Genomic DNA, 26273 nt, shown 5'->3' on the forward strand with positions numbered 1-26273 from the left:
CTGAAAATGCCGACTTCACTCCATGAATTTGGCTACAGCGCAGCGAGAAAATTCCGACGCCGTGATTGCAGCGCCGAAATTAACTCAAATCGGGGGTGGGGAGCTATAGGACAGCGAAGGTGCCCTGCGCTTTTGCGACAAGTCTTTCGTCTTGATACACGTCTGCCTCGACCACCAACGTGCGGCGACCGGCATGAATCACCCGGCTGGTGCACAGCACGTCACCGTCAGACACGGCGCGGATATAGTTGATCTTGCACTCGATGGTCGCGCTCTGCTGGTCGAAACCATGGGAGCTGGAACACGCCAGCCCCATCGTAATGTCCACCAGGCTGAAAATCGCCCCGCCATGGAGCTTGCCCGCGCGGTTGCGCAGTTGCGGCTCCAGGGTCAGGGCCACCTCGGCAACGCCCTCTTCAAGGCATTGCAGACGGCAGCCGATCAGTTCGCTGAACGCGCTCTGGGTCAATCCGGCCGGGATTTCCATCAGCGTTTCTTCAACTGTTTGGCGTTGGCGAACAGCGAGGCCATGGCGTTGTTGCTTGGCGCTGCGGTGGCGGTTTCCTTGCGCGGTGCGTTGTTCTGCGACTGGCGCGGCGCCGAACCCGGACGCGCGCCACGGGCACCGTCGATTTTCTCGCCGGGGGTGTCGCTCATGCGCATCGACAGACCAACGCGTTTGCGTGGGATGTCGACTTCCATGACCTTGACCTTGACCACGTCACCGGCTTTCACCGCTTCACGCGGGTCCTTGATGAATTTCTCCGAAAGCGCGGAGATATGCACCAAACCGTCCTGATGCACGCCGATGTCCACAAAGGCGCCGAAGTTGGTCACGTTGGTGACCACGCCTTCGAGGATCATGCCCAGCTCCAGATCCTTGAGGTCTTCGACGCCGTCCTGGAACTCGGCAGTCTTGAACTCGGGACGCGGGTCGCGGCCCGGTTTTTCCAACTCTTGCAGAATGTCGGTGATGGTCGGCACGCCGAAGGTTTCGTCGGTGTACTTCTTTGGATCCAGGCGCTTGAGGAACGCGGCGTCGCCGATCAGCGAGCGGATGTCGCGGTCGGTCTCGGCGGCGATGCGTTGCACCAGCGGGTAGGCTTCCGGGTGGACTGCGGAGGAGTCCAGCGGATTGTCGCCGTTCATTACGCGTAGGAAACCGGCGGCTTGTTCGAAGGTTTTCTCGCCCAGGCGTGCGACCTTTTTCAGCGCTGCACGGGTTTTGAACGCGCCGTTTTCGTCACGGTGGGTCACGATATTCTGTGCCAGGGTGGCGTTGAGGCCGGAAATACGTGCCAGCAATGCAACAGAGGCGGTATTCACGTCCACGCCCACGGCGTTTACGCAGTCTTCCACCACCGCGTCCAGGCCGCGCGCCAGTTTCAGCTGCGACACATCGTGCTGGTACTGGCCGACGCCGATGGATTTAGGGTCGATCTTCACCAGTTCGGCCAGTGGATCCTGCAGGCGACGGGCGATGGACACCGCGCCACGGATCGACACGTCGAGGTCCGGGAATTCCTTGGAAGCCAGTTCCGACGCCGAGTACACCGAAGCGCCGGCCTCGGAGACCATGACCTTGGTCATCTTCATGGCGGGATACTTTTTGATCAGTTCGGCGGCCAGTTTGTCGGTTTCACGGCTGGCGGTGCCGTTGCCGATGGCGATCAGGTCCACCGCGTGCTTGGCGCACAGGGCGGCCAGGATCGCGAGGGTCTGGTCCCATTTGTTGTGCGGCACATGCGGATACACCGTGGCGTGGTCCAACAGCTTGCCGGTGGAGTCGACCACGGCGACCTTGCAGCCAGTGCGCAGGCCCGGGTCAAGGCCCAGGGTGGCGCGCGGACCTGCCGGGGCGGCCAGCAGCAGGTCGTGCAGGTTGTGGGCGAACACGTTGATCGCCTCGGTCTCGGCGCCGTCGCGCAACTCTCCGAGCAGGTCGGTTTCCAGGTGGGTGTAGAGCTTGACCTTCCAGGTCCAGCGCACCACCTCACCCAGCCACTTGTCCGCAGGACGGTTCTGATTCTGGATGCCGAATTGTTGACCGATCATGCCTTCGCAGGGGTGCATGGTGCCCGGCAACTCGTCGCCGACCTTCAGCGCAGAGCTGAGAATGCCTTCGTTGCGACCACGGAAAATGGCGAGCGCACGGTGGGACGGCATGCTTTTCAGCGGTTCGTCGTGTTCGAAGTAATCGCGGAACTTGGCGCCTTCCTCCTCTTTGCCGGCGATGACGCGGGCACTGAGAATGGCTTCCTGCTTCAGGTAAGTACGCAGTTTTTCCAGCAGGCTGGCGTCTTCGGCGAAGCGCTCCATGAGGATGTACTTGGCGCCTTCGAGGGCGGCCTTGACGTCGGCAACGCCTTTTTCGGCATTGATGAACCGGGCGGCTTCGGTGTCCGGAGTCAGCGATGGGTCGTTGAAGAGGCCGTCGGCCAGCTCGCCCAAGCCGGCTTCCAGGGCGATCTGGCCCTTGGTGCGGCGCTTCTGCTTGTACGGCAGGTAGAGGTCTTCGAGGCGGGTCTTGGTGTCGGCGAGCTTGATGTCGCGCTCAAGCTGTGGGGTCAGCTTGCCCTGTTCCTCGATGCTGGCGAGGATGCTGATGCGCCGTTCGTCGAGTTCTCGCAGGTAGCGCAGACGCTCTTCCAGGTGACGCAACTGGGTGTCGTCGAGGCTGCCGGTCACTTCTTTACGGTAACGGGCGATGAAAGGCACTGTGGAGCCTTCATCCAGTAGAGCGACGGCCGCTTCGACCTGTTGTGGGCGTACACCGAGTTCCTCGGCGATGCGGCTGTTGATGCTGTCCATAAAACCACCTGAAATTCTGAAAAGCAGCTCGCAGGCCCGGAAAACAAGGCCCTGGGAGGCTGGTTGAGCGGCCCGACTGGCGCCGCTGCCTGGGTCAAGAGGCAGCCTATTGACCCTCGAAATCGAAAAAATCACACAAGCGGGTAAAAAAAGCCTCGGCATCAAACGGTAACGATCGGACGTTGCCCTGCACGACGGCGCCGCATTATAACCAGCGTTCTGCCCTAGGGGGGGATTGCGCCAACGGTTGTACGGCGCGGGTTCGCTGGCAGTAGAGGAAAAATCTGCTAACAATGCACACGGTGCGTATAACGGCAGCTAGGCCATAATGCGCGCCGAGATAAGAGGAGCATCTAATGAGCAGCACTGCACAAACTGCTGAAGGCGAAAAAATTCTCATCGTTGATGACGATCCGGGGCTGAGTAGCCTGCTGGAGCGTTTTTTCAACTCCAAGGGCTACCGGGCCCGCGCGGTGCCGAACACCGAACAGATGGACCGCCTGTTGGGGCGTGAGGTGTTCAACCTGGTCGTACTCGACCTGATGCTGCCCGGCGAAGACGGCCTGACCGCCTGCAAACGCCTGCGCGGCGCAAACAACCAGATTCCAATCATCATGCTCACCGCCAAGGGCGATGAGCTGAGCCGCATCAAGGGCCTTGAACTGGGCGCCGATGACTACCTGGCCAAGCCGTTCAACCCTGACGAACTGATGGCTCGGGTCAAAGCCGTACTGCGTCGCCAGGCACCGCCGGTTCCAGGTGCCCCAGGTAGCGAAGACGAGAGTGTCACCTTTGGCGACTACGAACTGTCGCTGGCGACCCGTGAGCTCAAGCGTGGCGATGAAGTGCACATGCTCACTACCGGTGAATTCGCCGTGCTCAAGGCTCTGGTGATGAACGCTCGCCAGCCGCTGACCCGCGACAAGCTGATGAACCTGGCCCGTGGCCGGGAATGGGATGCGCTGGAGCGCTCCATCGACGTGCAGATCTCCCGTCTGCGCCGGATGATCGAGCCGGACCCTTCCAAGCCGCGGTATATCCAGACGGTGTGGGGCGTGGGTTATGTGTTTGTGCCGGACGGCAATAAAACCAGTTGATCGGTGATTTGCAGGGGCGGGCATCCTGGCGTTTGACTCCATAAGAGTCGGCGGGGTGTCCGGCGTCTGCAATTCTGCGAGCGCCGCTCGTTTCTGCAAGGTATCTAGCAGTCTTCTATGAAAACCCCGCTGTGGTTCCCCCAAAGTTTCTTCTCCCGCACCCTTTGGCTGGTGCTGATCGTCGTTCTGTTTTCCAAGGCACTCACGCTGGTTTATCTGTTGATGAACGAGGACGTGCTGGTGGATCGACAGTACAGCCACGGTGTCGCCCTGACGCTGCGCGCCTATTGGGCGGCGGACCCTGAGAACCGCGAGAAAATCGCCAAGGCCGCGACCCTGGTGCGTGTCGCCGGCGCGGGAGTGCCGGAGGGCGAGCAGCATTGGCCCTACAGTGAGATCTACCAGCGCCAGATGCAGGCCGAACTCGGTGAAGACACTGAGGTGCGGCTGCGCATGCACGTGTCGCCTGCGTTGTGGGTGCGTGCGCCAAGCCTGGGCGAGGATTGGCTGAAAGTGCCGCTGTACCCGCATCCGCTGCGGGGGCAGAAGATCTGGAACGTGTTGGGCTGGTTCCTGGCGATCGGTTTGCTTTCAACGGCGTCGGCGTGGATTTTCGTGCGCCAGCTTAATCAGCCTTTAAAACGCCTTGTGTTTGCCGCCCGTCAATTGGGCCAGGGGCGCAGCGTTCGACTGCCGGTCAGCGACACGCCCAGTGAGATGACCGAGGTGTACGGCGCGTTCAACCAGATGGCGGAGGACGTCGAACAAGCCGGCCGCGAGCGCGAGCTGATGCTGGCGGGGGTGTCCCACGACTTGCGTACCCCGTTGACGCGACTGCGTTTGTCGCTGGAGTTGATGGGCAACCATACCGACCTCACCGACGACATGGTCCGCGACATTGAGGACATGGACGCGATTCTCGACCAGTTCCTGGCGTTTATCCGCGATGGCCGCGATGAAGTGGTGGAAGAAGTCGACCTGACCGACCTGGTGCGAGAGGTGGTGGCGCCCTATAACCAGAACGGTGAACAGGTGCGCATGCGCCTGGAGCCGATCCAACCGTTTGCGTTGCGTCGGGTATCGATGAAACGCCTGTTGAACAACCTGATCGGCAACGCCCTGCACCACGCCGGTTCCGACGTGGAAGTGGCGGCGTATGTGTCTGGCGACAGCGCTGCGCCGTATGTGGTGCTGAGCGTGATGGACCGTGGCGCGGGCATCGACCCGGATGAGTTGGAAGGCATCTTCAACCCCTTTACCCGTGGCGACCGTGCCCGAGGTGGCAAGGGGACAGGCCTGGGGTTGGCGATTGTGCGGCGTATAGCCTCGATGCATGGCGGCAATGTTGAGCTACGCAACCGCGAAGAAGGTGGCCTGGAGGCGCGCGTGCGTTTGCCGCTTGGGCTGATGTTGCCCCGCGACGCGGTCTGACCTTGTGTAGGAGCCGGCAAGCGGGCTCCTACAGGTATTACGGTGGGGTCAGCCCTTGCCTTTGGTCCTGGTCATATTCGGCCCACCATTCTTCTCCAGATGCTGAATGATGATCCCCGCCACGTCCTTGCCCGTGGTGGTTTCAATGCCTTCCAGGCCCGGTGACGAATTCACCTCCATCACCAGCGGCCCGTGATTGGAGCGCAGGATATCCACACCCGCCACACTCAACCCCATCACCTTGGCGGCCCGCAGCGCGGTCATGCGTTCTTCCGGGGTGATCTTGATCAGGCTGGCGCTGCCGCCACGGTGCAGGTTGGAGCGGAACTCCCCCGGCTTCGCCTGGCGCTTCATCGCTGCAATCACCTTGTCGCCCACCACGAAGCAGCGGATGTCCGCACCGCCGGCTTCCTTGATGTATTCCTGCACCATGATGTTCTGCTTGAGGCCCATGAATGCCTCGATCACGGACTCCGCCGCTGTCGCGGTTTCACACAGCACCACGCCGATACCTTGGGTGCCTTCCAGCACCTTGATCACCAGCGGTGCGCCGTTGACCATGTCGATCAGGTCGGGGATGTCGTCGGGAGAGTGGGCAAAGCCCGTCACTGGCAGGCCGATACCCCGGCGCGACAGCAACTGCAGCGAGCGCAACTTGTCCCGTGAACGGGCAATGGCGACCGACTCATTGAGGGGGAACACCCCCATCATTTCAAACTGGCGCAACACTGCGCAGCCATAGAACGTCACCGAAGCGCCGATGCGTGGGATCACCGCATCAAACCCCTCCAGCGGCTTGCCCCGGTAGTGGATCTGCGGCTTGTGGCTGGCAATGTTCATATAGGCCCGCAACGTGTCGATCACCACCATTTCGTGGCCACGTTCGGTGCCGGCCTCAACCAGGCGGCGGGTGGAATACAGACGCGGGTTTCGCGACAGCACAGCAATCTTCATGCAGCACCTGGGACAGAAAGAGTAGAGACCGGGAACACCGGCTTGTCTTGAACGTACTTGATGCCGGGGTTGACCACCAGTTGGCCGTCAATCAAGGCTTTGGAGCCCAGCAACAGCCGGTAACGCATGGCTTTGCGGCAGGCCAGGGTGAACTCCACCCGCCATACCCGATCACCCAGCGCCAGGGTGGTGCTGATGACATAGCGCACCTGCGCATGCCCGTTGGAGCTCTTGATGGTTTTCATCGTCACCAGGGGCGCTTCGCAGCGGCGGTGACGCAGTTGCACAACGCTGCCCAGGTGCGCGGTAAAACGCACCCACTTCTCACCGTCGCGCTCAAATGGCTCTATATCGGTAGCGTGCAGGCTTGAGGTGCTGGCACCGGTGTCGATCTTTGCGCGCAGGCCTGCCACTCCCAAGTCGGGAAGTGCCACCCACTCACGCAGACCCACAACGGTCAAATGGTCAAATGTCTTCAATATGGGTAACCGATCAATTCGCCCAGGCCTGAGGGGAAACCTCGGCCAGGGCCTTGAATGCAGGCTTGGCGAACCAATAGCCCTGCATCAGAAAAATTCCGCAGTCGGACAGGAAGTCACGCTCGCCGGCACTTTCGATGCCTTCGGCGATGACAGTAACCCCCAACTGCTCACAGATTGTGACAATCCCCTGAACGATGACCTGACGAACACGATCCTGATCGACATCGCGAATCAGCGCCATGTCGAGTTTGATCAAGTCAGGTTGGAAATCGGCCAGCAGGTTCAGCCCCGAATAGCCCGCGCCGAAATCGTCGATGGCGGTCTTGAAGCCGAATTCGCGGTATTCACGCAGAATATTCGTCAAATGGCGATAGTTATCTACGTGCTCGCTTTCGAGTGTCTCGAAAATCAGCTGGTTCAACGGAAAATTATGCGCGCGAGCCGCCTCCAGGGTGCTACGGATGCACAATTCCGGACGGTACACGGCGTTGGGCATGAAGTTGATCGAAAGGTGGGTTTGCATGCCAAGGGCCGCTGCCCCGGCAATTGCCTGGGTTCGACAGCGTTGGTCGAAGCGGTAGCGGTTGCTTTCGTTGACCTGGTCGAGCACCGACAGAGCCCCTTCGCCGTGGGGGCCACGCACCAGGGCCTCGTGGGCAAAGATCGAATGATCCCGCAGGTCTACGATAGGCTGGTAAGCGAATGCAAAATCGAACCCGAGGGGCTCGCTTTGCTGGCAACCCACGCAGCGCTGGTTGGGCGAGGTGAGTGAAAGGGGGAATTCGGTCACAGCATATCCTCGCGAAAACAGGGTGCTACCTGGCGTATCTTAGGTGAGCCTTGGGGTTTATGCGTCGAAGGGTTTCAACGGTAAAGTTGCGACATTTTTCAGAGCGAGGAATTCAAGTGGCTCAAAAGCAGGAAGAGGAAGAAAAGGTCCGTCTGGACAAGTGGCTATGGGCGGCGCGTTTCTATAAAACCCGTGCCCTGGCGAAGGCCGCTATCGAGAGCGGCAAGGTGCATCATCGTGGCGAGCGCTGCAAGCCAGGCAAAGAGCCACGTGTCGGCGATGAGTTGCAGATTCGTGTTGGATTTGATGAAAAGACGGTCGTGGTTCAGGCGCTTTCCATCGTGCGCCGTGGTGCGCCTGAAGCACAGGCGTTGTACACCGAGACCGAAGCCAGCATCGCCAAGCGTGAAAACGCGGCCGCCATGCGCAAGGCGGGCGCCACCGGTATGACCACCGATGGCAAGCCGAGCAAGAAACAGCGCCGCGATCTGTTCAAGTTTCGCGGCAGCGGCAATGACGACTAGCCTGAGTCGAATGGGCCTTTGTGGTGAGCGGGCTTGCCCCGCGCTGGAGTGCGTAGCGCTCCCGTTTTTTTGAGGCCGCTCCGCAGCCCAGCGCGAGCAAGCTCGCTCACCACAAATTATTGCGCAGTTCTAACGACGCTCATTCGCCCGACGATTGGTAGGCGTGCAGCCAGCCCGAACACCGGCGCCGTGAGCCGCAGCAACCCAGCCGACACCTTCGCTGCGAACGGCGTGTAATACCCCCACCCCAGCGCCAACAGCGCCAGCAATACGCCGCCGATGTAATCGTCCTGGCCCCAATGGGCGCCGGCCACCAGGCGCGGCATCATGAACAGCAGCGCCAGGCCCCAGATCACGAGCAACTGGCCGACGCGCTTGGCGAACACCGTCATGAACATCCCCCAGATCAACAGCACCGATGCGTGATCCCCTGGAAAACTCTGGCTCGAGCGATCCTTCAATTCCCAGGTCTTTTCCAGCCCCGGGAAGTAGTCGCTCATCTGGATCGCTCCGCTGATCACCATCGATGGGCTGCTGTGTTGCCAGCCCATGTGCGCCGCGAATTTGGAAAACAGCATGCGGATAAACAGCAACAGCAGCAGAACGCCGACAAAACCGAACAGTGCCTGGCGCACCTGCACGGCCTTGAACACCCAGTCGCCGCGAATCAACAGCGCCAGCAGGATGACCCCGACCACCGCATCGAACGGCCGCAGACTGGCTACCGCCCACACGTGCAGCCAGGTCGAGTTGCTGGCCAGCGGGTCATTGAGCAGATGAAACAGCCACTCGTCGAAAAGCACACACAGCATCTGGCCCGTGGGCCACAGCCAGAAACACAGCAGCCCGATAGCCAGTAGATTGCAGAAGGCCCATCGCCCGAGGTTCCACTTGGCTTGGAACAAACCCGGATTGTTCATAAACTGTCCCTCACGGCTCTAGAAAACCGCACCAAAACGGTGCTAAAGCGTTTAATTCTATAAACTTTGTAATCAATTTGTCATCAATTCAGATACCCAGACCTATGACTGATCTACCGGATACCGACTTCACCCAACGCTTCATCTTTGACGAGAGCGACGCCCGCGGCGAGCTGGTCTCGTTGGAGCGCAGCTATGCCGAAGTCCTTGCCAAGCACCCCTATCCGGAGCCGGTCGCGCAACTGCTCGGGGAGCTGATGGCGGCGGCGGCGCTCCTGGTGGGCACCATGAAATTCGACGGGTTGTTGATCCTGCAGGCACGCTCCGAAGGGCCGGTGCCGATGCTGATGATCGAATGCTCCAGCGAGCGCGAAATCCGTGGTTTGGCCCGTTACGAAGCCGACCAGATTGCCCCGGACGCCACGTTGTCCAACCTTATGGCCAACGGCGTGCTGGCGATCACCGTCGATCCGACTGAGGGCCAGCGCTACCAAGGTATCGTCGATCTGGACGGCGAAACCCTGTCGGACTGCTTCACCAACTATTTCGTGATGTCCCAGCAGGTCGGCACCAAGTTCTGGCTCAACGCCGACGGCAAACGCGCCCGCGGGATGCTGTTGCAGCAATTGCCACCAGATCGCATCAAGGACGAAGACGAGCGCACTGACAGCTGGCGCAAGCTGACGGCGCTGGCCGGCACCCTCACCGCTGAAGAGCAACTGGGCCTGGACAACGAAACCATCCTGCATCGCCTGTACCACGAAGAAGCCGTGCGACTGTTTGACGCACAAGGCCTGCACTTCAATTGCAGCTGCTCGCGCGAGCGTTCGGCCAATGCCTTGGTCAGCCTAGGCCTGGAAGATGCGCAAAACCTGGTGGTGGAGCACGGCGGCCATATCGAGATCGACTGCCAGTTCTGCAACGAACGCTACCTGTTCGACGCGGCTGATGTCGCCCAATTGTTCGCCGGCGCAGGCATCGACACCCCTTCCGACACCCGCCACTAAAACGTTTAAGCACAGGTAAATCACCTGACAAACGCCGGATTAGCGCAGTTCTGACGGGAGGGCCCTACTCTTTTTGGGCTTTTCTGGCATAATCCGGCCCACTTTTTTCGCGGTAGTAGTGCGCAACTTTCTACTACAAAACGTTTGGAGCACTCGGCCATAGGCCGACGGGGAACCTCATGACGCAAGCCAACAACGCCGTATACACCGATCTGAGTGTTGACGATCTGGTTAAAGAAGCCCTGCAGCGTGGTGAAGGCGTGCTCGCCGATACTGGCGCGCTGGTCGTCGAAACCGGTCACCGTACTGGCCGTTCGCCGGTCGACCGTTTCATCGTTGAAGAGCCTTCCACCCAGGCTTCCATCGCCTGGGGCCCGATCAACCGCAAGTTCCCTGCCGACAAGTTCGATGCCCTGTGGGCTCGCGTCGAGGCATTCAACAACGCGCAAGAGCATTTCGTTTCCCACGTTCACGTAGGGGCGGCTGAAGACCACTACCTGGCCGTGAAAATGACCACCCAGACTGCCTGGCAGAACCTGTTCGGTCGTTGCCTGTTCATCAATCCGGCCCAGTACAACCCGGCCGGTCGTGAAGAATGGCAAGTGCTCAACGTGGCCAACTTCGAGTGCGTGCCAGAACGTGATGGCACCAACTCCGACGGTTGCGTGATCCTCAACTTCGCCCAGAAGAAAGTGTTGATCGCCGGCATGCGTTACGCCGGTGAGATGAAGAAAGCCATGTTCTCGGTGCAGAACTTCCTGCTGCCGGCTTCCGACGTGCTGCCGATGCACTGCGCTGCCAACATCGGCGAAGCCGGCGACGTGACCCTGTTCTTCGGTCTGTCGGGCACCGGTAAAACCACCCTGTCCGCCGACGAAAGCCGTTACCTGATCGGTGACGACGAACACGGCTGGGGCGAAGGCGTGGTGTTCAACATCGAAGGCGGTTGCTATGCCAAGTGCATCGACCTGTCCGAGAAGAACGAGCCGGTCATCTGGAAAGCCATCAAGCACGGCGCCGTGCTGGAAAACGTGGTGATCGACGAGGCCAAGCACGCCGACTACACCAACGTCAGCCTGACCCAGAACAGCCGCGCCGCCTACCCGCTGGAGCACGTTGCCAAGCGTTCCGAGAAGAACCTGGGCGGCGAGCCAAACGCGGTGATCTTCCTGACCTGCGACCTGACCGGCGTACTGCCGCCTGTGTCGATCCTCAGCGAAGAACAAGCGGCCTACCACTTCCTGTCCGGTTACACCGCACTGGTGGGCTCGACCGAAATGGGTTCCGGCGGCGGCATCAAGTCGACCTTCTCCACCTGCTTCGGCGCACCGTTCTTCCCGCGCCCGGCTGGCGAATACGCTGAGCTGCTGATCAAGCGCATCCGCGGCTTCGGCTCCAAGGTCTACCTGGTCAACACCGGCTGGACCGGCGGCGGCTACGGCGTTGGCAACCGTTTCAACATCCCGACCACTCGCGGCGTGATCGCAGCGATCCAGAGCGGCGCGTTGATCGGTGCAGAAACCGAACACCTCGACACGATCAACCTCGACGTGCCACTGGCCGTACCGGGCGTTGAAACCGGCCTGTTGAACCCACGTAACACCTGGGCTGACAAGGCTGCCTACGACGAAGCGGCGAAGGCGCTGGCGGGTCTGTTCATCGAGAACTTCAAGAAGTTTGAAGTGAGCGATGCGATCAAGGCTGCGGGTCCTAAGTTGTAAGATTCGAGCGTTGTGAAAAAGCCGCCTCTTGCAGGCGGCTTTTTTGTGCGCGAACGCTTAGTCGGCGATGTGCAGAACCACTGCGCCGACCAGTACCAGCACGACGCCCAATACCTGCACCACCGACAACCGCTCCTTGAAAAACACAAACCCCAAAATCGCCGCAATACCACCTGACAACGTACTGATCACCGTCACCACCGACACCGACCCCGCCATCGCCCCCCAGGAAAACGCCGAGAACCCACCCAGGTTCATCAAGCTCGCACCGGTCAGCGTCGCGCAGTTTTTCAGCGGTGGGATTTTCAGGCCGTCCTTGACCTTCAGCACCATCACCACCAATACGCATAGCCCCACCAGGTAACCGAGCCAGAGCATGGTGATCGGTCCCAGCGCCGGCAGTGTGTAGCGGCCTTGCAGCCAGAAACTGGTGCCATACAGCAAGGCGGCGAGCATGGCGTAGGCGATGGACAGGCGTGGATTGTTGTGGGGGACGCCATTGTCCTTATGAATGCTGGAGAGGATCACGCCGATCACGCACACGGCGATGCAGCCCAGTTGCGTCAGGCTGATGTGCTCGCCGCTGGCCCAGGACAGCAGTGTGGTCACCACGCCGTAGGACGTCACCAGCGGCGCGACGATGGCGGCTTTGCCAAGGGCGAAGGCCTTGGACAGCGCAAGGGCGCCGGAGACGGTGAGCAGGGCGGCGGCGACGCCCAGGAGCCAGACGCTCAGCGGGGCGTCGAGGGATTTGAACAGCAAGCTTGGGAGAATGACCAACAGCAGGGTCATGATCAGAAAGCCCAGGGCCTGACCGAAATACACCGCGCGTTTAACGCCCACGGCTCGGGCGTTGAGGCCCACGAGAAAATCCGTACCACCCCAGAGCAGGGCGGCCAGCAGGCCCATCATTACGTCCATGTAAGGTCCTTTTCGAAGGCTCAATTTCCTGTAGGAGCCCGGCTTGCCGGCGATGAGGCCCTCAGGACCGCCATCGCCGGCAAGCCGGCTCCTACAGTTAGCTCAGGTTTTCCAGCGTCTGCGTGTCCCAGCTGTGGGTCTTGATGGCCAGGTAGAGCATGCCCAGCGTCAGCGGCACTTTTTCGCCGCGGCCCTTGGCGCGGCGTTTGAGAAACACATCGAACGTCGGCGGATTGAAGTAACGATAAGTGTCGAAGTCGCCCAGGTCGAGCGCAAATTCCTGCTCCAGTGCTTCCATCAGTTGCTTGGCCTCACTGCCGTCGCAGCCGAGGTCGAAGTTGATTGAGGTTTGCAAGCGGATCGTCTTGTGTCTTGGCAGGCCGATTTCCTCGTGCAGCAGTTGCAGGAGTTGCTGCATGACGGGGTCTTCGGGGAAGTTGGGGGCGAGGTTCATGGTGGGGGCTCGCAGGAGTGGGTGATTGGCTTTTACTTTGCAATAGATATTCTGGGTGCTCAACAACCCGATGCCTGTCACAAAGACAATTATCGGCAGACTTTCAAGCTGTGCCCCTCTGATCCATGAGATGGCATAGAACAGAAGTACTGGGCCGGTTACCAAGAGGCAGAGTCCAGCCCATCTCCTGAGTACGGGCAACGTTATTATCCTGTCGATTATGGCGGCCAGTGCGAGGAGGAGGAGATAGATCCACTGGGTGTATTCGCTCATCGTCTTGGCCACCCCGGAGCTGTAGATCCATGGCCGATATGTTGAGTCCTTTCGATGTTCAAAGGTGTTTGCCAGGGTCTGTTGAAAGGGCGCTAGTTTCGGTCAGAGAAAGGTGGGTTTTGTAGAGTGGCGGGCAGGAGTTTCAAGTAGTTTCGGAAGGGGATGTCGAGGCGTATGGAGGTTTCTTACAGGGCTTTCCGGGATTTGCGGTTTGCAGTGACTTAACAGCAAAACAGGTGAGTGGTGTGGGTCGAGCTGGCGTGTGATCAGTTGCCGACAGGCCGAGTCACACACCGCTCAAAAATCGCCTCCAGCCCCCGGTAATCACACGCCACCGCATCGATATTCGCCGGTATCCACGCCGCGTGTTTCACCAGCCACCAATTCACCGAAAACCCCGCGTTGACGATGATCTGCTCGAACAAGATCCGTTGCGCCCGACCGTTGCCTTCGCGGAAGGGGTGGATGACGTTGAGGTCGCCATAGGCCTCGGCAATCTGCGTGATCAGCTCAGCCTGACTCACACCGACATACCAGTTGGACGCTTGCATACGCCGGATGATCTTTGCCGCTTCCGGCGGGATGCGTTCCGGGGTGCAGAACAGGGTATCGCCTTTCTGGATATTGACGCTGCGCAATTCGCCGGCCCAGTCGTAGAGGTCGCCGAACAGGGTGCGGTGGATATGTTGCAGGCGGTCGAGGTCGTAGGGCGGTGGGAAGAGGGGAAGGTTGCCTACGGCGATTTCGGATAACTCCCGCTCGGCCTGGTGCAAGCGGGTCTCGTCGTGCAAATCGAGGCGGTTGCGCAGGACGCTGCTACCGGGATAGCAGTACGGATCCTGGCCCACCCCGTATTTGTCGAGCATCAGCGTGGGGTGTTGCGGTACTTGGCGAGGACGGCTTCGCGGGTCGGCAGGGGTTTGTCGACGTCGGCGGGCTGGGTGTCGAACCCTTCGAGGCGCAGGCTGGCCAGGTAATTGGAACGGCGGATCTTGTGGTAGTGATCCTGTTTTTGCTCAAACGTCGGTTCGCTCATGGCAGCGTACTCCTGGGTAGCAAGGCTTGATTGTAGCGCAATGCTTCAGTAGGTAGGCGTGATAAAAACCACGTCACATTTTGTACAAAAATTCCGCCAGCGGCCGGATTTCAGCGTATGTTTCACCGCAAAATCTTGTAGGGCGATTCCGTCCACTACTTAAAGGGAGTTAAGCATGGGTTTGCTGCGTGTCGCCTCGGCGATGTCTTTGTGTGCGGTGGCGTTTTCTGTCCAGGCCGAGCAATTGCCGATTGAAGTGCTCAGTGCGGTGGTCAAGGACCAGAAAATCGCCGACGCCGAAGTGCTGCTGCAGCGCAACGGCGCGCAAAACGTGGTGGGCCGCACCAACGCCCAGGGCCAGGTCACGCTGACCAGCGAAGCTGCTGACGACGCCACCAGCCTGCTGATCATCAAGAAACCCGGCTACTCCAACCTGGTGGTGAAGTGCCCGTGCAAAGGCATGACCTACGCCATCAGCCCGGTCATGGAAAACCTCGACGGGCTGCGCGTGGTACTGACCTGGGGCAAAACCCCGGAAGACCTCGACTCCCACATGATCTTCCCCGGCAACAATATCTACTTCGAGAACAAGACCGGCACCGACGCCGAACTGGATGTGGACGACGTCGACAGTTACGGCCCGGAAACCATCACTCTGCAGAAAAAGCACTACGGCGAAAGCTACGTGTATGCCGTGCATGACTTCACCAACGGCGGCAATCCAAGCTCGCGCCAACTGTCCAACAGCGAAGCCAAGGTATTTGTGTACATGGGCCAATCCCTGGTACGCACCTACTACGTGCCGAAAAACCGCAGCGGTAACCTGTGGACCGTGTTCCGCATGACTGGCAGCGGCGACTTCCAGGACATCAACACCTTCAGCGGCGTGACCGTGAATGCCGCGAATGTGCTGAACGAAGTCAAACCGCTGCTGGATGACAGCGTGGCCGTGACCGCTGTTGCGGTCAGCTCTTCCGCACAAACCGATGCGAAACGTCTGAACGTCCAAGGTGAAGCGGCCTACCAGGCGGGTAACCTCGACCAGGCCATCGACCTGTTCCGTCAGGCGATCGAGTTGGACAATGGTTTCGGCAAGGCCTACGGCAACCTGGGCTTGGCGTATCAGAAGGCTGGCAACACGGCCGAGTCGATCTGGGCCAATCGCAAGGCCATTGCCCTGGCAACCGGTGCGAATGCTGCGACGGTGCGTGCTGGCGCCTATTACAACATTGCGCGGATCTATGAAGCGGCGGGGCAGTTTGCCGATGCGTTGCGTCACTACCAGTTGGCCAAGGAGCAAAAGGCCAATCCGGTGTACGACACGGCGATTGAGCGGGTGCAGAACCGCTGATCGATAGCCAACACGTTTACCGACAACGCGCCCCAGTGGCGCGTTGTTTGTTTGGGGGATGGCTAGAGTCGCGAGGCTGCGTCGAGGTCCATCAATCCCCGTCCATAGGCGCCACTGACCAACGCTGCGGCCGGTGATGTCCCGGTGGTGGGTCTGTAGCTGCCATCCTTGTCGGGGTAGGTGATTTGGCGTGTTACTGTCTGCGTTTTTGCGCGGGCTTGCTGGTTTTCTCTGTATCAGTTTGTAGCGTTTATCCCCGACCTTTTCTTGATCGCTGATCTATGTTTTTGATTCCTTCAGCGGTCAACGGAGTGACAGCCTATGCATGACACCCTCCAGCAGGTTTTTGGTTATCCACAGTTTCGTCTGGGCCAGGAAGAGACAGTCAGTGCGGTACTGGCCGGCCGTTCGGCAGCGGCTATTTTCCCAACGGGTTCGGGCAAGTCCCTGTGCTACCAGTTGTCGGCGGTGTTGCTGCCGCACCTCACGCTGGTGGTGTCGCCACTGTTGGCGCTGATGCAGGACCAGTTGGGTTTCCTGCAGCGCCACGGCATTTCGGCGGGCAGTATCGATTCGGCCCAGAGCCGCGAGGACGCCAATGAGGTGATGACCCGCGCGCGTTCGGGCGAGTTGAAGATCCTGATGATTTCCGTTGAGCGCCTGAAGAACGAGCGCTTTCGTAACTTCCTGCAAAGCGTGCGGATCTCGCTGTTGGTGGTGGACGAGGCGCACTGTATTTCCGAGTGGGGCCACAACTTCCGTCCGGACTATTTGAAGCTGCCGGACTACCAGCGTCAGTTCAATATCCCACAAGCGCTGCTGTTGACGGCTACAGCAACGCCCAAGGTGATTGCCGACATGCAGGCCAAGTTCGCTATTGCGCCGGACGATGTGGTCACCACGGGCTTCTACCGGCCCAATCTCAACCTGTTGGTGGAGCCGGTCAGCGGCGCGGACAAGCGTTGCCGGTTGGTGCAGTGGATGAGTGAGCGTGCCGATCAGCCGAGTATCGTCTACGTCACCCTGCAGAAAACCGCCGAACAGATTGCCGATCATTTGAACCGCAACGGCATCCAGGCCGAGGCGTATCACGCCGGTTTGCCTCACGATAAACGCGAGGGTATCCAGCAGCGTTTCATGGGCGGGCGCTCCAATTGCATCGTCGCGACCATCGCGTTTGGCATGGGCATCGACAAAAGTGATATCCGCAATGTGGTGCACTTCGACCTGCCCAAGTCCATCGAGAACTACAGCCAGGAAATCGGCCGCGCGGGGCGTGATGGGCAACCATCCGATTGCCTGGTGTTGGCCAACCGCGACAGCCTCAATGTGCTGGAAAACTTCGTGTACGGCGATACGCCGGAGCAGGAGGGCATTCGGCGGGTGCTCGAAGAATTGCAGGCCGCGCGAGGCGATGGGCAGTGGGAGTTTTTGCTCAGGTCCTTGTCGGACCACAGCAACATCCGCGAGCTGCCGCTGAAGACGCTACTGGTGCAGTTGGAGCTCAAGGGCGTGATTGCGCCGCGCTATGCGTTTTATGCAGAGTACCGTTTCAAGTATCTGATCGAACCTGAGGCTTTGCTCGCGCGCTTCTCTGGTGAGCGGCAGCAGTTCGTCGCGGCGATCATCCAGGTGTGCAAGCGGGCCAAGACCTGGGCGACGGTGGATTTTGACGCGCTTTATCAACAGCACAACGCCGAACGCAGCAGGGTGGTGAAGGCGCTGGATTACTTCCAGGAGCAAGGCCTGATCGAACTTGAGAGCAAGCAGATGACGGAGGTCTATAGCTTGCTTGATACCGCGTTTGACCCTGATGTATTGAGCAAAGAGTTATACACAGGCTTCAAGCAGCATGAGGTGGGCGAAGTCGCACGGATTCACGCCATGCTCGATCTGTTCGCCACCGAACACTGCCTGGGTCAACGCCTGGCGCAGTATTTCGGCGATGAGAACGCGCCCCAGCGCTGTGGGCACTGCTCGGTGTGCCACGGCAACGTGGCGCACCTTCCACCGCCGCCAGGTTTGCCGCCGCTTGTGGATAAAAACTTCATGGGGCTTTGCGGTGATTTTATCCACAGGCATCATGAACACACCGGCCACTTGCCGGGAGCGGAACGCCTGACGCGTTTCCTCGGCGGCATCAGTGTGCCGTTATTCACCAAGTTGAAGGCGCGGGGCATTCCGGGCTTTGCTGCGTTGGAGGATTATCCGTACGCCGAGGTACGCGAGTGGGCCCAGGCCCATTTGAATGACCTGTAACTCACTTTAACGAGATGACCCGATGCCTGACTCAGTGCCTCAACGCAGCGATTACCCGCACTTCCAACCGATCATCACGCGCTGGCACGACAACGATGTGTATGGCCATGTGAACAACGTGACCTACTACAGCTTTTTCGACACGGCGGTGAATACCTACCTGATCGAGCAAGGTGGGCTGGATATTCATGACGGTGAAGTGGTGGGGTTTGTGGTGAGTTCGGCGTGTGATTATTTTGCGTCGATCGCCTTTCCCGAGCGCATCGAAATCGGCCTGCGGGTGGGCAAGCTGGGCAACAGTTCAGTGCAGTACGAATTGGCGGTGTTCAAGGCAGGCGAAGAAGAAGCGTGTGCGGCGGGGCGCTTTGTGCATGTGTTTGTGGATCGGGGTTCGAACCAGCCGATGACGATTCCGGGGATGTTGCGCGAGGCGTTGCAGCGGTTGGTGGTGTAGGCGCGAACGCCTACACCCTCAGGCCTTAGCGGTGACGGTAGTGATGCTTGTTCTTGCGATGGCCATAGGCATGCCCGCGGCCAGGGTGATCATCGCGGTCATAACGACGGTTATCACGCCCACGGGAGCGACGATCATCGTCATCGCTCTTGTTGCCCATGTAGTTGCCCAGCGCGCCACCTGCACCGCCGCCGGCCGCTGAGCCGATCAGAGCACCGGTGCTGCCGCCGACACTGCGGCCCACTACGTTGCCGCCGGCCGCGCCCAAGGCGCCACCAATGGCCGCTTCGCCACGGCTGCGTTTGTCCGCACCCACCGCACTGCCGCCTGCGCCGCCCAGGGCTGCGCCGATGGTCGAGCCGGTGTTGCCGCCGATCGACTGGCCGACTACCGAACCTAAAACCCCGCCCAATGCGCCGCCTACACCGGCTTCGGTGGTGCCACCGGCCATGGCTGCGCCACTGACCAGGCCAAGGGACAACAAGAGAATCGAGGAGAACTTCATTAGGGGAAACCTCAAGGGGATGACGGCGCGATCCTGAGGCTGTATCGGGAGGGTGACAACAGAAATCCGACCAGTAACACGAGTTGTACACAATTCTCTAAGTTACTGTTTTTGCTGGGGAACTTAAGTCGTTTTTGTGAGTCTTTAACTACTTCGGACAGGCCGCTTTTATGCAAAAGCGGCCTTTTTTGTGCCCGAAGATTTATGCAGAGCGCGCCATGATCAGGCCATTATCACTCGCCGCTTCCAACCGAATTGCCACGAACTTCGACGTCGGCGTATGGCTGCCATCCCCGGTGCTTTCCAGCGGCACCAGCGGGTTCACTTCCGGATAATAGGCCGCAGCCTGCCCGGCCGGAATATCAAACGCCAGTAGGGTAAAGCCCTTCACCCGGCGCTCGCGGCCGTCTTCCCACAGCGACACGATGTCGGCCTTCTGCCCCGGCTTGAAGCCCAGGCGGATGATGTCGGCCTCGTTGACGAACAGCACGTCACGCTGGCCCTTGACCCCACGGTAGCGGTCATCCAGGCCATAGATGGTGGTGTTGTACTGATCGTGGGAGCGCATCGATTGCATGATCAGGTCTGGCACCTTGCCTGTCGCGTGGGTGCGCTCGTGGATCAGGTCCTTGGGCAGGATGTTCGGACGGAAGTTGGCGCGCCCCGACGGGGTGTTCCAGCGGCGTGCGCCGGCGGAGTTGCCCAGATAGAAACCACCCGGATTCTTGATCTTCTCATTGAAGTCCTTGAAACCCGGGATGGTATCGGCAATCAGGTCGCGGATGCGGCCGTAATCGGCCACCAGCCAGTTCCAATCCACAGGCTTACTGCCCAGGGTAGCGGCAGCGATACCGGCCAGAATCGCAGGCTCTGACTTCATCAGCTTCGACAGCGGCTGCAACTGGCCGTTGGAGCCGTGGACCATGCTGAACGAGTCTTCCACCGTCACCGCTTGCGGGCCGTCGGCCTGGATGTCGATGTCGGTACGGCCCAGGCACGGCAGGATCAGCGCGTCTTTGCCGTGCATCAGGTGGCTGCGGTTGAGCTTGGTGCTGATCTGCACGGTCAGGTCGCAATTGCGCAGGGCTTCGAAGGTGCGCGGGCTGTCCGGCGTGGCTTGGGCGAAGTTGCCACCCAGGCCGATAAACACTTTGGAACGACCTTCGAGCATGGCGTGAATCGCTTCGACCACGTTGTGGCCGTTGACGCGCGGCACTTGGAACTGGAAGCGACGTTCCAGGGAGTCGAGGAACGCCACGGGCGGACGTTCGTTGATGCCCATGGTGCGGTCGCCCTGCACGTTGCTGTGGCCACGCACTGGGCACAAGCCGGCGCCTGGGCGTCCGATGTTGCCGCGCAGCAGCATCAGGTTGGCGATTTCCTGGATGGTCGGCACCGAATGGCGATGCTGGGTGATGCCCATCGCCCAGCACATGATCACGTTCTTGCCTTTGGCGTACATGCGCGCCGCTTGCTCGATCTCGACCAGGGTCAGGCCGGACTGCTCGACGATTTCATCCCAGGAGGTGTCGTCGATCTTGCCCAGGTACTCCAGCACGTTGGCCGTGTGTTCGTTGAGGAAGTCGTGGTCGAACACGGCTTCTTTGCCTTCGGCCTGGGCCTGGCGCTCCCACAGCAGCAGGAACTTGGCCATGCCGCGCAGGATGGCCATGTCGCCACCCAATGCAGGTCGGAAGTAGGCAGTGTTGGTCGGTTTGTCACCGTTGGTGAGCATTTCCAGTGGATGTTGCGGATGCTGGAAGCGTTCCAGGCCGCGCTCTTTCAGCGGGTTGATGCACACCACTTGGGCGCCGCGTTTGACCGCCTCGCGCAGCGGTTCGAGCATGCGCGGGTGGTTGGTGCCGGGGTTCTGGCCCCAGACGAAGATCGCATCGGCATGCTCAAAGTCATCAAAGGTCACGGTGCCTTTGCCGACGCCCACGCTTTGCGCCAGGGCAACGCCGCTGGCTTCGTGACACATGTTCGAACAGTCGGGAAAGTTGTTGGTGCCGTAGGCACGCACGAACAGCTGATACAGGTACGCTGCTTCGTTGCTGGCGCGGCCCGAGGTGTAGAACTCGGCCATGTCCGGGCTCGGCAGGGCGTTGAGATGCTTGCCGACCAGGTCGAAGGCCGCTTCCCAACTGATGGGCTGGTAGCGGTCGGTTTCGGCGTCATAGCGCATCGGCTCGGTCAGGCGGCCCTGGTATTCCAGCCAGTAGTCACTTTGCTCCAGCAGGGCAGTCACGCTGTGTTTGGCGAAGAACGCCGCGTCGACGCGGCGCTTGGTGGCTTCCCAGTTCACCGCCTTGGCGCCGTTTTCGCAGAACTTGACCATGCCGCTTTCCGGCGAATCACCCCAGGCGCAGCCAGGGCAATCGAAGCCGCCGTTCTGATTGGTCTTGAGCATCATGCGCAGGTTTTTCAGCGCGTTGTCGCTGGTCAGCCAGGCCTGCGCCACGCTGATCAGTGCGCCCCAGCCGCCGGCCGGGCCCTTGTAGGGCTTGTAGCGCGGGGTTGGGGTTTGGTCGGCTTGGTGGTGCTGGCTCATGGCTGATTCTCCATCGCAGGACTGTAGACCCGCGGCGCACTTTTCTGCGGCAGGTGGATGAGATTGAGGTTATGCCGGCGGGCCCATTGCAGGGCCAGGCCGGTGGGTGACGACAGGCTGACCAGGGTCTGGATGCCCGCGCGCAGGACTTTCTGGATCAACTCCAGGCTGCAACGGCTGGTGACAATCGCCAGGCCGCCTTCGGTCGGAATCTTTTGGCGGATCAAGGCGCCGATCAATTTATCCAGGGCGTTGTGCCGGCCGATGTCTTCCCGGCCGAGCAACAACTCGCCCTGGCCGTTCATGAACACCGCTGCATGCACGGCGCCGCTGTATTGGCCCAGGGGTTGAAAGGCGCTGATGCGTTGGCGCAGGCCATCCAGCCATTCGGCGGGCGGCAAGGGTGCGCCGGGCAATACCTGGAGGTCTGGCAGGGCCTGTTCAACGGCTTCCACGCCACACAAGCCACAGCCGCTGGTGCCGGCCAACTGGCGGCGCTGCTGCTTGAGGTTCCAGAAGGCGCGGCTGGAGATTTGCACCTGAGCGTATTGGGTCGAGCCCGAACCGCTGAGTTTCAAGTCATAAATATCGCTAATGTCGGCGATAATGCCGCTACCGATACTGAAACCGACTATAAAGTCTTCCAGGTCCGTCGGCGTTACGAGCATCACCGCTTGGCTGATGTCGTTGTAGGCAATCGCCAACGCCACTTCTTCTGCCAAGGCGGTGGTGGCGGATTCCGTGTGTTCGAGATTGCAATACTGGTAGCTCTGGCTGGCGGCGGGCGCTGGCGTTTCGAGAGCGGGCGCCGCGCAGACTGGGCGCTTGGCGTTCATGGGGCAGTACCACCGGCGGATTGATCAGTGCTTAGACTAGGCGCGACAAAGCGTCGCGTCTAATTGCCAGTACTGATCTACCGATAGATGACGTCGATCAAGGTTCGTTTTGCGATTTCTGATACAGCGCGAAACACGCCTCGGCCAGTGCGGAGCGCGGGGCGCTGCGCCGCATGATCAGCCCTAGGCGCGCTAGGGTGTGGGCGTCTTCGATCGGCTGCAGCCGCAGGTGCTCGGTGAGTGCGTCCAGGCCGCCATCTAGCGGCATGACCGCGCAACACAATCCACCGTGCACGGCTTGTAACAATTGATGGACGGCGTCGGTCTGCAGCAGCGGTTGCGGGTTGAGCCCACGGCTGTGGAAGTTGTGGTCGATGGACTGGCGAAAGTGCATGCCGCTGGTGAGCATGCCCAGCGGCAACTCGATCAGCGCCTCCCAGCTCAACGGCGTATCACCGAAGCTGAAGAAGCGCTGGTCGTAGAGCAGGCCCATACGGGTTTCGCCCAAGGCCAGCGAGTCGAAGCGCTCGTTATCCAGACGCTCCAGGTAAGACACGCCCAAGTCCAGCCGGTTACTCGCCAGCTGTTCAAGAATCTGCTCCGAGCTGAGGGCCGACAGCTCGAAGCGCAGGCTTGGGTGTTCTTTATGCAGTTGCTGCATCAATGCCAAAGGATCAAAGCTCGACAGCGGCACCACGCCCAGGCGCAACGTACCCACCAGGTTGCCGCGACAGGCTGCCGCCTCGGCCTGCAAGCCGTCATAGGCGGCCAGCACGGTGCGTGCCCATGCCAACACGCGCTCGCCCGGTGCGGTAAAGCTTTCAAAGCGCTGGCCGCGATTGACCAACGGCAGGTCAAGCTCTTCTTCAAGGTTACGCAAGCGCATCGACAGGGTCGGTTGGGTGATGTGGCAACGCGCCGCCGCCTGGCCGAAGTGACGGGTTTCGTCGAGCGCGATGAGGAATTTCAGCTGTTTGATGTCCATCTTCGCTCCAGGGCTTATTCCAATGGCGGGGGGATTCTAGCGCGTTTGGGTCTTTGGTCGGGCTGGAACCCAAATCTGTAGGACTGGTCTAGTCTTGGGCATCTGGAAATCAAAACCCAAGGAGAGCGCACTATGAGTATTTTCAGCTTTGTAAAGGAAGCGGGCGAGAAGTTGATTGACCTGCTGACTCCGGGTAACGCCAACGCGAGTGAGGACCTGAAAAAACATATTGAGAAAGTCGGCCTGGGCAATCCAGACGTTCACGCCACCGTCGAGGGCGACAAGGTCACGCTTACCGGGACAGTTGCCACTCAGGAAGAGAAAGAAAAAGTCCTTCTTGCGGCAGGTAATATCGCCGGTGTGGCCAGTGTTGATGACCAGATCACCGTATCCGGCCCGGCCGTGGCTGCCGCCCGTTTCGTCGTGGTGAAAAAGGGCGACACCCTGAGCGCGATCTCCCTGGCGGTGTATGGCAATGCCAACCAGTACAACAAAATCTTCGAGGCCAACAAGCCGCTGTTGTCGCACCCGGACAAAATTTACCCAGGGCAGACACTGCGTATTCCTGAGTAAAACGCAGAGCAAAATGTGGGAGCGGGCTTGCCCGCGAAAGCGGAGTGTCAGTCACTGGATGTGTTGCTGATACACCGCATTCGCGAGCAAGCCCGCTCCCACATTGGTTTAGAGCCCGGCAATGAGGTCGCGATAGTCATCCACCGCTGCGAACTCCGCCGTGTCCTTTGGCCCCTTCTGGCTGTCCGGTTCCTTCACCGCCAGCAAATGCCCCACGCCAAAGTCCCGGGCGCTACGAAGGATCGGCAGTGTGTCGTCAATAAACAGGCTGCGGGCCGGGTCGAAGTGGATGTCGGCTTGCAGGGCATCCCAGAACTGCGGGTTTTCCTTGGCGAAACCGTAATCATGGGAGCTGATCAATCGTTCGAAATACGGCGCCAGTTCAATGCGTTCCAACTTCAATGACAACGAATCACGATGAGCGTTGGTAATCAGGATCACACGTTTGCCGGCCTGTTTGATTGCCGCGAGGAAGGTGTCCGCATCCGGGCGCAGGGCGATCAGGTGGGCGGTTTCCAGCTTGAGTTCGCGTACCGGGATCTTCAGTTCCGCACTCCAGAAATCCAGGCAGTACCATTGCAACTGTCCGGCGTTACGCTCGAACAGGGGCTGCAACTCCATCTCCGCCATGGCCCGGCTCACCCCGTGCAGTTCGGCGTAGCGTTGAGGCAGGTGCTCCATCCAGAAGTGGTTGTCGAAATGCAGGTCGAGCAAGGTGCCGTCCATGTCCAGCAGGACAGTGTCGATGGCGTGCCAGGGCAAAGAGGGCATGGGGCGTTCTCATGTAAGTAAAGATATCCGACACAGACAATCGGAAAAGCCACGGTATAGTAACCCGATCACGCCAAGGAGCCGCTCATGCGCCAGAAACCCACCGTCCTCGCCCGCGAAATAGTCGCCAGTAGCCGTTTGTTCCGCGTGGAGGAAGTGCAACTGCGCTTTTCCAATGGCGTTGAACGGACCTACGAGCGTCTGGTGGGCCGCGGTGCCGGTTACGGCGCGGTGATGATCGTGGCGATGATCGACGCGGACCATGCGTTGCTGGTGGAAGAATACTGCGGTGGCACCGACGAATATGAATTGTCCTTGCCCAAGGGCTTGATCGAACCCGGCGAAGACGTACTGGCCGCCGCCAACCGCGAGCTCAAGGAAGAGGCTGGCTATGGCGCGCGGCAGTTGGAACACATCACCGAACTGTCGCTGTCGCCTGGCTACATGAGCCAGAAAATCCAGGTGGTATTGGCCACCGATCTCTATGAAGAACGCCTGGAAGGCGATGAACCTGAGCCGATGCGTGTGGACCGGGTCAACCTGCGTGAGCTGTCGATGCTCGCGCAAAACGAGCAATTCAGCGAAGGCCGCGCCCTGGCCGCGCTGTACCTGGTACGAGACCTGTTGACCCAGCGTGGAGCGTTTACCGCATGAGCGAACTGTTTTTAGGCCATCCGTTTATTGCCCCTGTGATCGAACTGGCTCGTCAGGCCGGTGAAGTGATTTTGCCGTACTGGCGCGCCGACGTGGCCGTGACCTCCAAAGCCGACGATTCGCCCGTGACGGCAGCGGATCTGGCCGCTCATCACCTGATCCTGGCGGGTCTGACCGCGCTGGACCCAAGCATTCCGGTGCTGTCCGAGGAAGACGCCGACATCGACCAGAGCGTGCGCGCTGGCTGGCAGCGCTGGTGGTTGGTGGACCCATTGGACGGCACCAAGGAATTTATCGCCGGCAGCGAAGAATTCACCGTGAACATCGCCCTGATCGAACAGGGCCGCGTGGTGTTCGGCGTAGTGTCGATGCCCACCAGCGGTCGTTGCTATTTCGGTGGCGCCGGCCTGGGCGCCTGGCGTTCGGATGTGAATGAGGCACCCAAGCAGATCCAGGTGCGCCAGGCACCGGCAGCGGGCGAGTCGTTTACGGTAGTGGCCAGCCGTCGGCATTCCAGCCCCGAGCAGGAGCGTCTGTTGGACGGTTTGAGCGAAGGCCTGGGCGCATTGAAGCTGGCGAATATCGGCAGCTCGTTGAAGTTCTGCCTCCTGGCCGAAGGCAGTGCGGATTGCTACCCGCGACTGGCGCCGACGTCACAGTGGGATACCGCCGCCGCCCAGGGCGTGCTGGAAGGGGCGGGGGGCGAGGTGTTGGAGTTGAGCGGTGAACCGTTCAGCTATCCGGCGCGGGCGTCGTTATTGAACCCGTTCTTCCTGGCGTTGCCGGCCAAGGCTGCATGGCGTGAGCGGTTGCTGACCCTGGCCCAGTCCTGACTTCTTCTGTAGGAGCGAGCTTGCTCGCGAAAAACCTGAGAGCGCCGCGATCAACCAGGATCGCTGCATTATCGTTGACG

Annotated in this window: 26 protein-coding genes; 11 read left to right on the plus strand and 15 right to left on the minus strand. The window is 60.2% G+C overall.

Annotation, left to right across the window (positions count from 1 at the left end; translation table 11 throughout):
- Window positions 1-103: 103 nt before the first annotated feature.
- Both U367_RS0100580 and U367_RS0100585 read right to left on the minus strand, forming a co-directional pair.
- Window positions 104-487, minus strand: a complete 384-nt coding sequence (locus U367_RS0100580; RefSeq protein ID WP_028615302.1) for a PaaI family thioesterase — start codon at window positions 485-487, stop codon at window positions 104-106.
- Window positions 487-2811 (minus strand): Tex family protein, encoded by a 2325-nt coding sequence (locus U367_RS0100585; protein ID WP_028615303.1) that lies wholly within the window; start codon window positions 2809-2811, stop codon window positions 487-489. The genes U367_RS0100580 and U367_RS0100585 overlap by 1 nt, the downstream gene beginning before the upstream one ends.
- A 356-nt stretch (window positions 2812-3167) precedes the next feature.
- Here U367_RS0100585 and ompR point away from each other — a divergent pair, with 356 nt between their 5' ends.
- A complete protein-coding gene (ompR, locus tag U367_RS0100590) occupies window positions 3168-3908 on the plus strand; it encodes an osmolarity response regulator transcription factor OmpR (RefSeq protein ID WP_016979041.1) in 741 nt (246 codons plus the stop codon).
- Window positions 3909-4025: 117 nt separating this feature from the next.
- Window positions 4026-5339, plus strand: coding sequence for an ATP-binding protein (locus tag U367_RS0100595; protein ID WP_021491614.1), 1314 nt, complete (start codon window positions 4026-4028; stop codon window positions 5337-5339).
- A 48-nt stretch (window positions 5340-5387) separates the two neighbouring features.
- Here U367_RS0100595 and rimK read toward each other — a convergent pair whose 3' ends face one another.
- Genes rimK through rimA form a run of 3 tightly spaced genes read right to left on the minus strand, consistent with a single transcriptional unit; the run spans window position 5388 to window position 7565 of the window.
- Window positions 5388-6293: a 30S ribosomal protein S6--L-glutamate ligase gene (gene rimK / locus U367_RS0100600; RefSeq protein ID WP_010214091.1), complete on the minus strand. Its 906-nt coding sequence runs from the start codon at window positions 6291-6293 to the stop codon at window positions 5388-5390.
- On the minus strand, window positions 6290-6772 hold the full coding sequence (rimB, locus tag U367_RS0100605) for a retropepsin-like aspartic endopeptidase RimB (protein WP_016979043.1): 483 nt from the start codon (window positions 6770-6772) through the stop codon (window positions 6290-6292). Before rimB ends, rimK begins: the two co-directional genes overlap by 4 nt.
- Window positions 6773-6785: 13 nt before the next feature.
- Complete coding sequence (rimA, locus tag U367_RS0100610) at window positions 6786-7565, minus strand: S6 modification regulatory phosphodiesterase RimA (RefSeq protein ID WP_028615304.1); 780 nt, start codon at window positions 7563-7565, stop codon at window positions 6786-6788.
- A gap of 116 nt (window positions 7566-7681) precedes the next feature.
- Between rimA and U367_RS0100615 the strand changes: the two genes are divergently transcribed.
- A complete protein-coding gene (locus U367_RS0100615) occupies window positions 7682-8089 on the plus strand; it encodes an RNA-binding S4 domain-containing protein (RefSeq protein WP_028615305.1) in 408 nt (135 codons plus the stop codon).
- A 116-nt stretch (window positions 8090-8205) separates the two neighbouring features.
- On the opposite strand, the gene U367_RS0100620 is transcribed toward U367_RS0100615, so the two are convergent.
- Window positions 8206-9009 (minus strand): phosphatase PAP2 family protein, encoded by an 804-nt coding sequence (locus U367_RS0100620; protein ID WP_028615306.1) that lies wholly within the window; start codon window positions 9007-9009, stop codon window positions 8206-8208.
- 104 nt (window positions 9010-9113) lie between these two features.
- Here U367_RS0100620 and hslO point away from each other — a divergent pair, with 104 nt between their 5' ends.
- The gene (gene hslO, locus U367_RS0100625; protein ID WP_028615307.1) at window positions 9114-10016 is read left to right on the plus strand and encodes an Hsp33 family molecular chaperone HslO; all 903 of its coding nucleotides are present in this window, start codon (window positions 9114-9116) and stop codon (window positions 10014-10016) included.
- Window positions 10017-10195: 179 nt separating this feature from the next.
- Window positions 10196-11737 (plus strand): phosphoenolpyruvate carboxykinase, encoded by a 1542-nt coding sequence (locus U367_RS0100630; RefSeq protein WP_016979047.1) that lies wholly within the window; start codon window positions 10196-10198, stop codon window positions 11735-11737.
- Window positions 11738-11794: 57 nt separating this feature from the next.
- On the opposite strand, the gene U367_RS0100635 is transcribed toward U367_RS0100630, so the two are convergent.
- From U367_RS0100635 to U367_RS1000000131280, 4 genes are all read right to left on the minus strand, one after another.
- Window positions 11795-12658: an EamA family transporter gene (locus tag U367_RS0100635; RefSeq protein WP_236639963.1), complete on the minus strand. Its 864-nt coding sequence runs from the start codon at window positions 12656-12658 to the stop codon at window positions 11795-11797.
- Between the two features lie 97 nt (window positions 12659-12755).
- Entirely contained in the window at window positions 12756-13112 is a 357-nt protein-coding gene (locus U367_RS0100640) for a DUF1493 family protein (protein ID WP_028615309.1), read from the minus strand.
- Window positions 13113-13651: 539 nt separating this feature from the next.
- Window positions 13652-14251 carry a putative adenosine monophosphate-protein transferase Fic gene (locus U367_RS0100645; RefSeq protein WP_028615310.1) on the minus strand — a complete coding sequence of 200 codons (600 nt, stop codon included), beginning with the start codon at window positions 14249-14251 and terminating at the stop codon, window positions 13652-13654.
- Window positions 14251-14421 (minus strand): YhfG family protein, encoded by a 171-nt coding sequence (locus U367_RS1000000131280; protein WP_016979054.1) that lies wholly within the window; start codon window positions 14419-14421, stop codon window positions 14251-14253. Before U367_RS1000000131280 ends, U367_RS0100645 begins: the two co-directional genes overlap by 1 nt.
- A gap of 175 nt (window positions 14422-14596) precedes the next feature.
- On the opposite strand from U367_RS1000000131280, the gene U367_RS0100655 reads away from it, so the two are divergent.
- The 3 genes from U367_RS0100655 (at window position 14597) to U367_RS0100665 (ending at window position 18485) form a co-directional block, all read left to right on the plus strand.
- Window positions 14597-15772, plus strand: coding sequence for a tetratricopeptide repeat protein (locus U367_RS0100655; protein WP_028615311.1), 1176 nt, complete (start codon window positions 14597-14599; stop codon window positions 15770-15772).
- A 321-nt stretch (window positions 15773-16093) separates the two neighbouring features.
- Entirely contained in the window at window positions 16094-18031 is a 1938-nt protein-coding gene (locus tag U367_RS0100660; protein ID WP_028615312.1) for a RecQ family ATP-dependent DNA helicase, read from the plus strand.
- 22 nt (window positions 18032-18053) lie between these two features.
- Window positions 18054-18485, plus strand: a complete 432-nt coding sequence (locus tag U367_RS0100665) for an acyl-CoA thioesterase (protein WP_028615313.1) — start codon at window positions 18054-18056, stop codon at window positions 18483-18485.
- A gap of 25 nt (window positions 18486-18510) precedes the next feature.
- On the opposite strand, the gene U367_RS0100670 is transcribed toward U367_RS0100665, so the two are convergent.
- The 4 genes from U367_RS0100670 to U367_RS0100685 form a co-directional block, all read right to left on the minus strand.
- Window positions 18511-18990, minus strand: coding sequence for a glycine zipper domain-containing protein (locus tag U367_RS0100670; RefSeq protein WP_028615314.1), 480 nt, complete (start codon window positions 18988-18990; stop codon window positions 18511-18513).
- A gap of 202 nt (window positions 18991-19192) precedes the next feature.
- The gene (locus U367_RS0100675) at window positions 19193-21541 is read right to left on the minus strand and encodes an FdhF/YdeP family oxidoreductase (RefSeq protein ID WP_028615315.1); all 2349 of its coding nucleotides are present in this window, start codon (window positions 21539-21541) and stop codon (window positions 19193-19195) included.
- On the minus strand, window positions 21538-22377 hold the full coding sequence (gene fdhD, locus U367_RS0100680; RefSeq protein ID WP_028615316.1) for a formate dehydrogenase accessory sulfurtransferase FdhD: 840 nt from the start codon (window positions 22375-22377) through the stop codon (window positions 21538-21540). The genes U367_RS0100675 and fdhD overlap by 4 nt, the downstream gene beginning before the upstream one ends.
- A 97-nt stretch (window positions 22378-22474) precedes the next feature.
- Window positions 22475-23362, minus strand: coding sequence for a LysR family transcriptional regulator (locus U367_RS0100685; protein WP_028615317.1), 888 nt, complete (start codon window positions 23360-23362; stop codon window positions 22475-22477).
- A 132-nt stretch (window positions 23363-23494) separates the two neighbouring features.
- Between U367_RS0100685 and lysM the strand changes: the two genes are divergently transcribed.
- The gene (lysM, locus tag U367_RS0100690) at window positions 23495-23935 is read left to right on the plus strand and encodes a peptidoglycan-binding protein LysM (RefSeq protein WP_028615318.1); all 441 of its coding nucleotides are present in this window, start codon (window positions 23495-23497) and stop codon (window positions 23933-23935) included.
- Window positions 23936-24043: 108 nt separating this feature from the next.
- Here lysM and yrfG read toward each other — a convergent pair whose 3' ends face one another.
- Window positions 24044-24706 carry a GMP/IMP nucleotidase gene (gene yrfG / locus U367_RS0100695; RefSeq protein ID WP_028615319.1) on the minus strand — a complete coding sequence of 221 codons (663 nt, stop codon included), beginning with the start codon at window positions 24704-24706 and terminating at the stop codon, window positions 24044-24046.
- A gap of 87 nt (window positions 24707-24793) precedes the next feature.
- On the opposite strand from yrfG, the gene nudE reads away from it, so the two are divergent.
- Window positions 24794-25360, plus strand: coding sequence for an ADP compounds hydrolase NudE (gene nudE / locus U367_RS0100700; protein ID WP_028615320.1), 567 nt, complete (start codon window positions 24794-24796; stop codon window positions 25358-25360).
- The gene (gene cysQ / locus U367_RS0100705; protein WP_028615321.1) at window positions 25357-26193 is read left to right on the plus strand and encodes a 3'(2'),5'-bisphosphate nucleotidase CysQ; all 837 of its coding nucleotides are present in this window, start codon (window positions 25357-25359) and stop codon (window positions 26191-26193) included. Before nudE ends, cysQ begins: the two co-directional genes overlap by 4 nt.
- Window positions 26194-26273: the final 80 nt, after the last annotated feature.

The organism is Pseudomonas canadensis (assembly GCF_000503215.1).
GTDB lineage: Bacteria > Pseudomonadota > Gammaproteobacteria > Pseudomonadales > Pseudomonadaceae > Aquipseudomonas > Aquipseudomonas canadensis.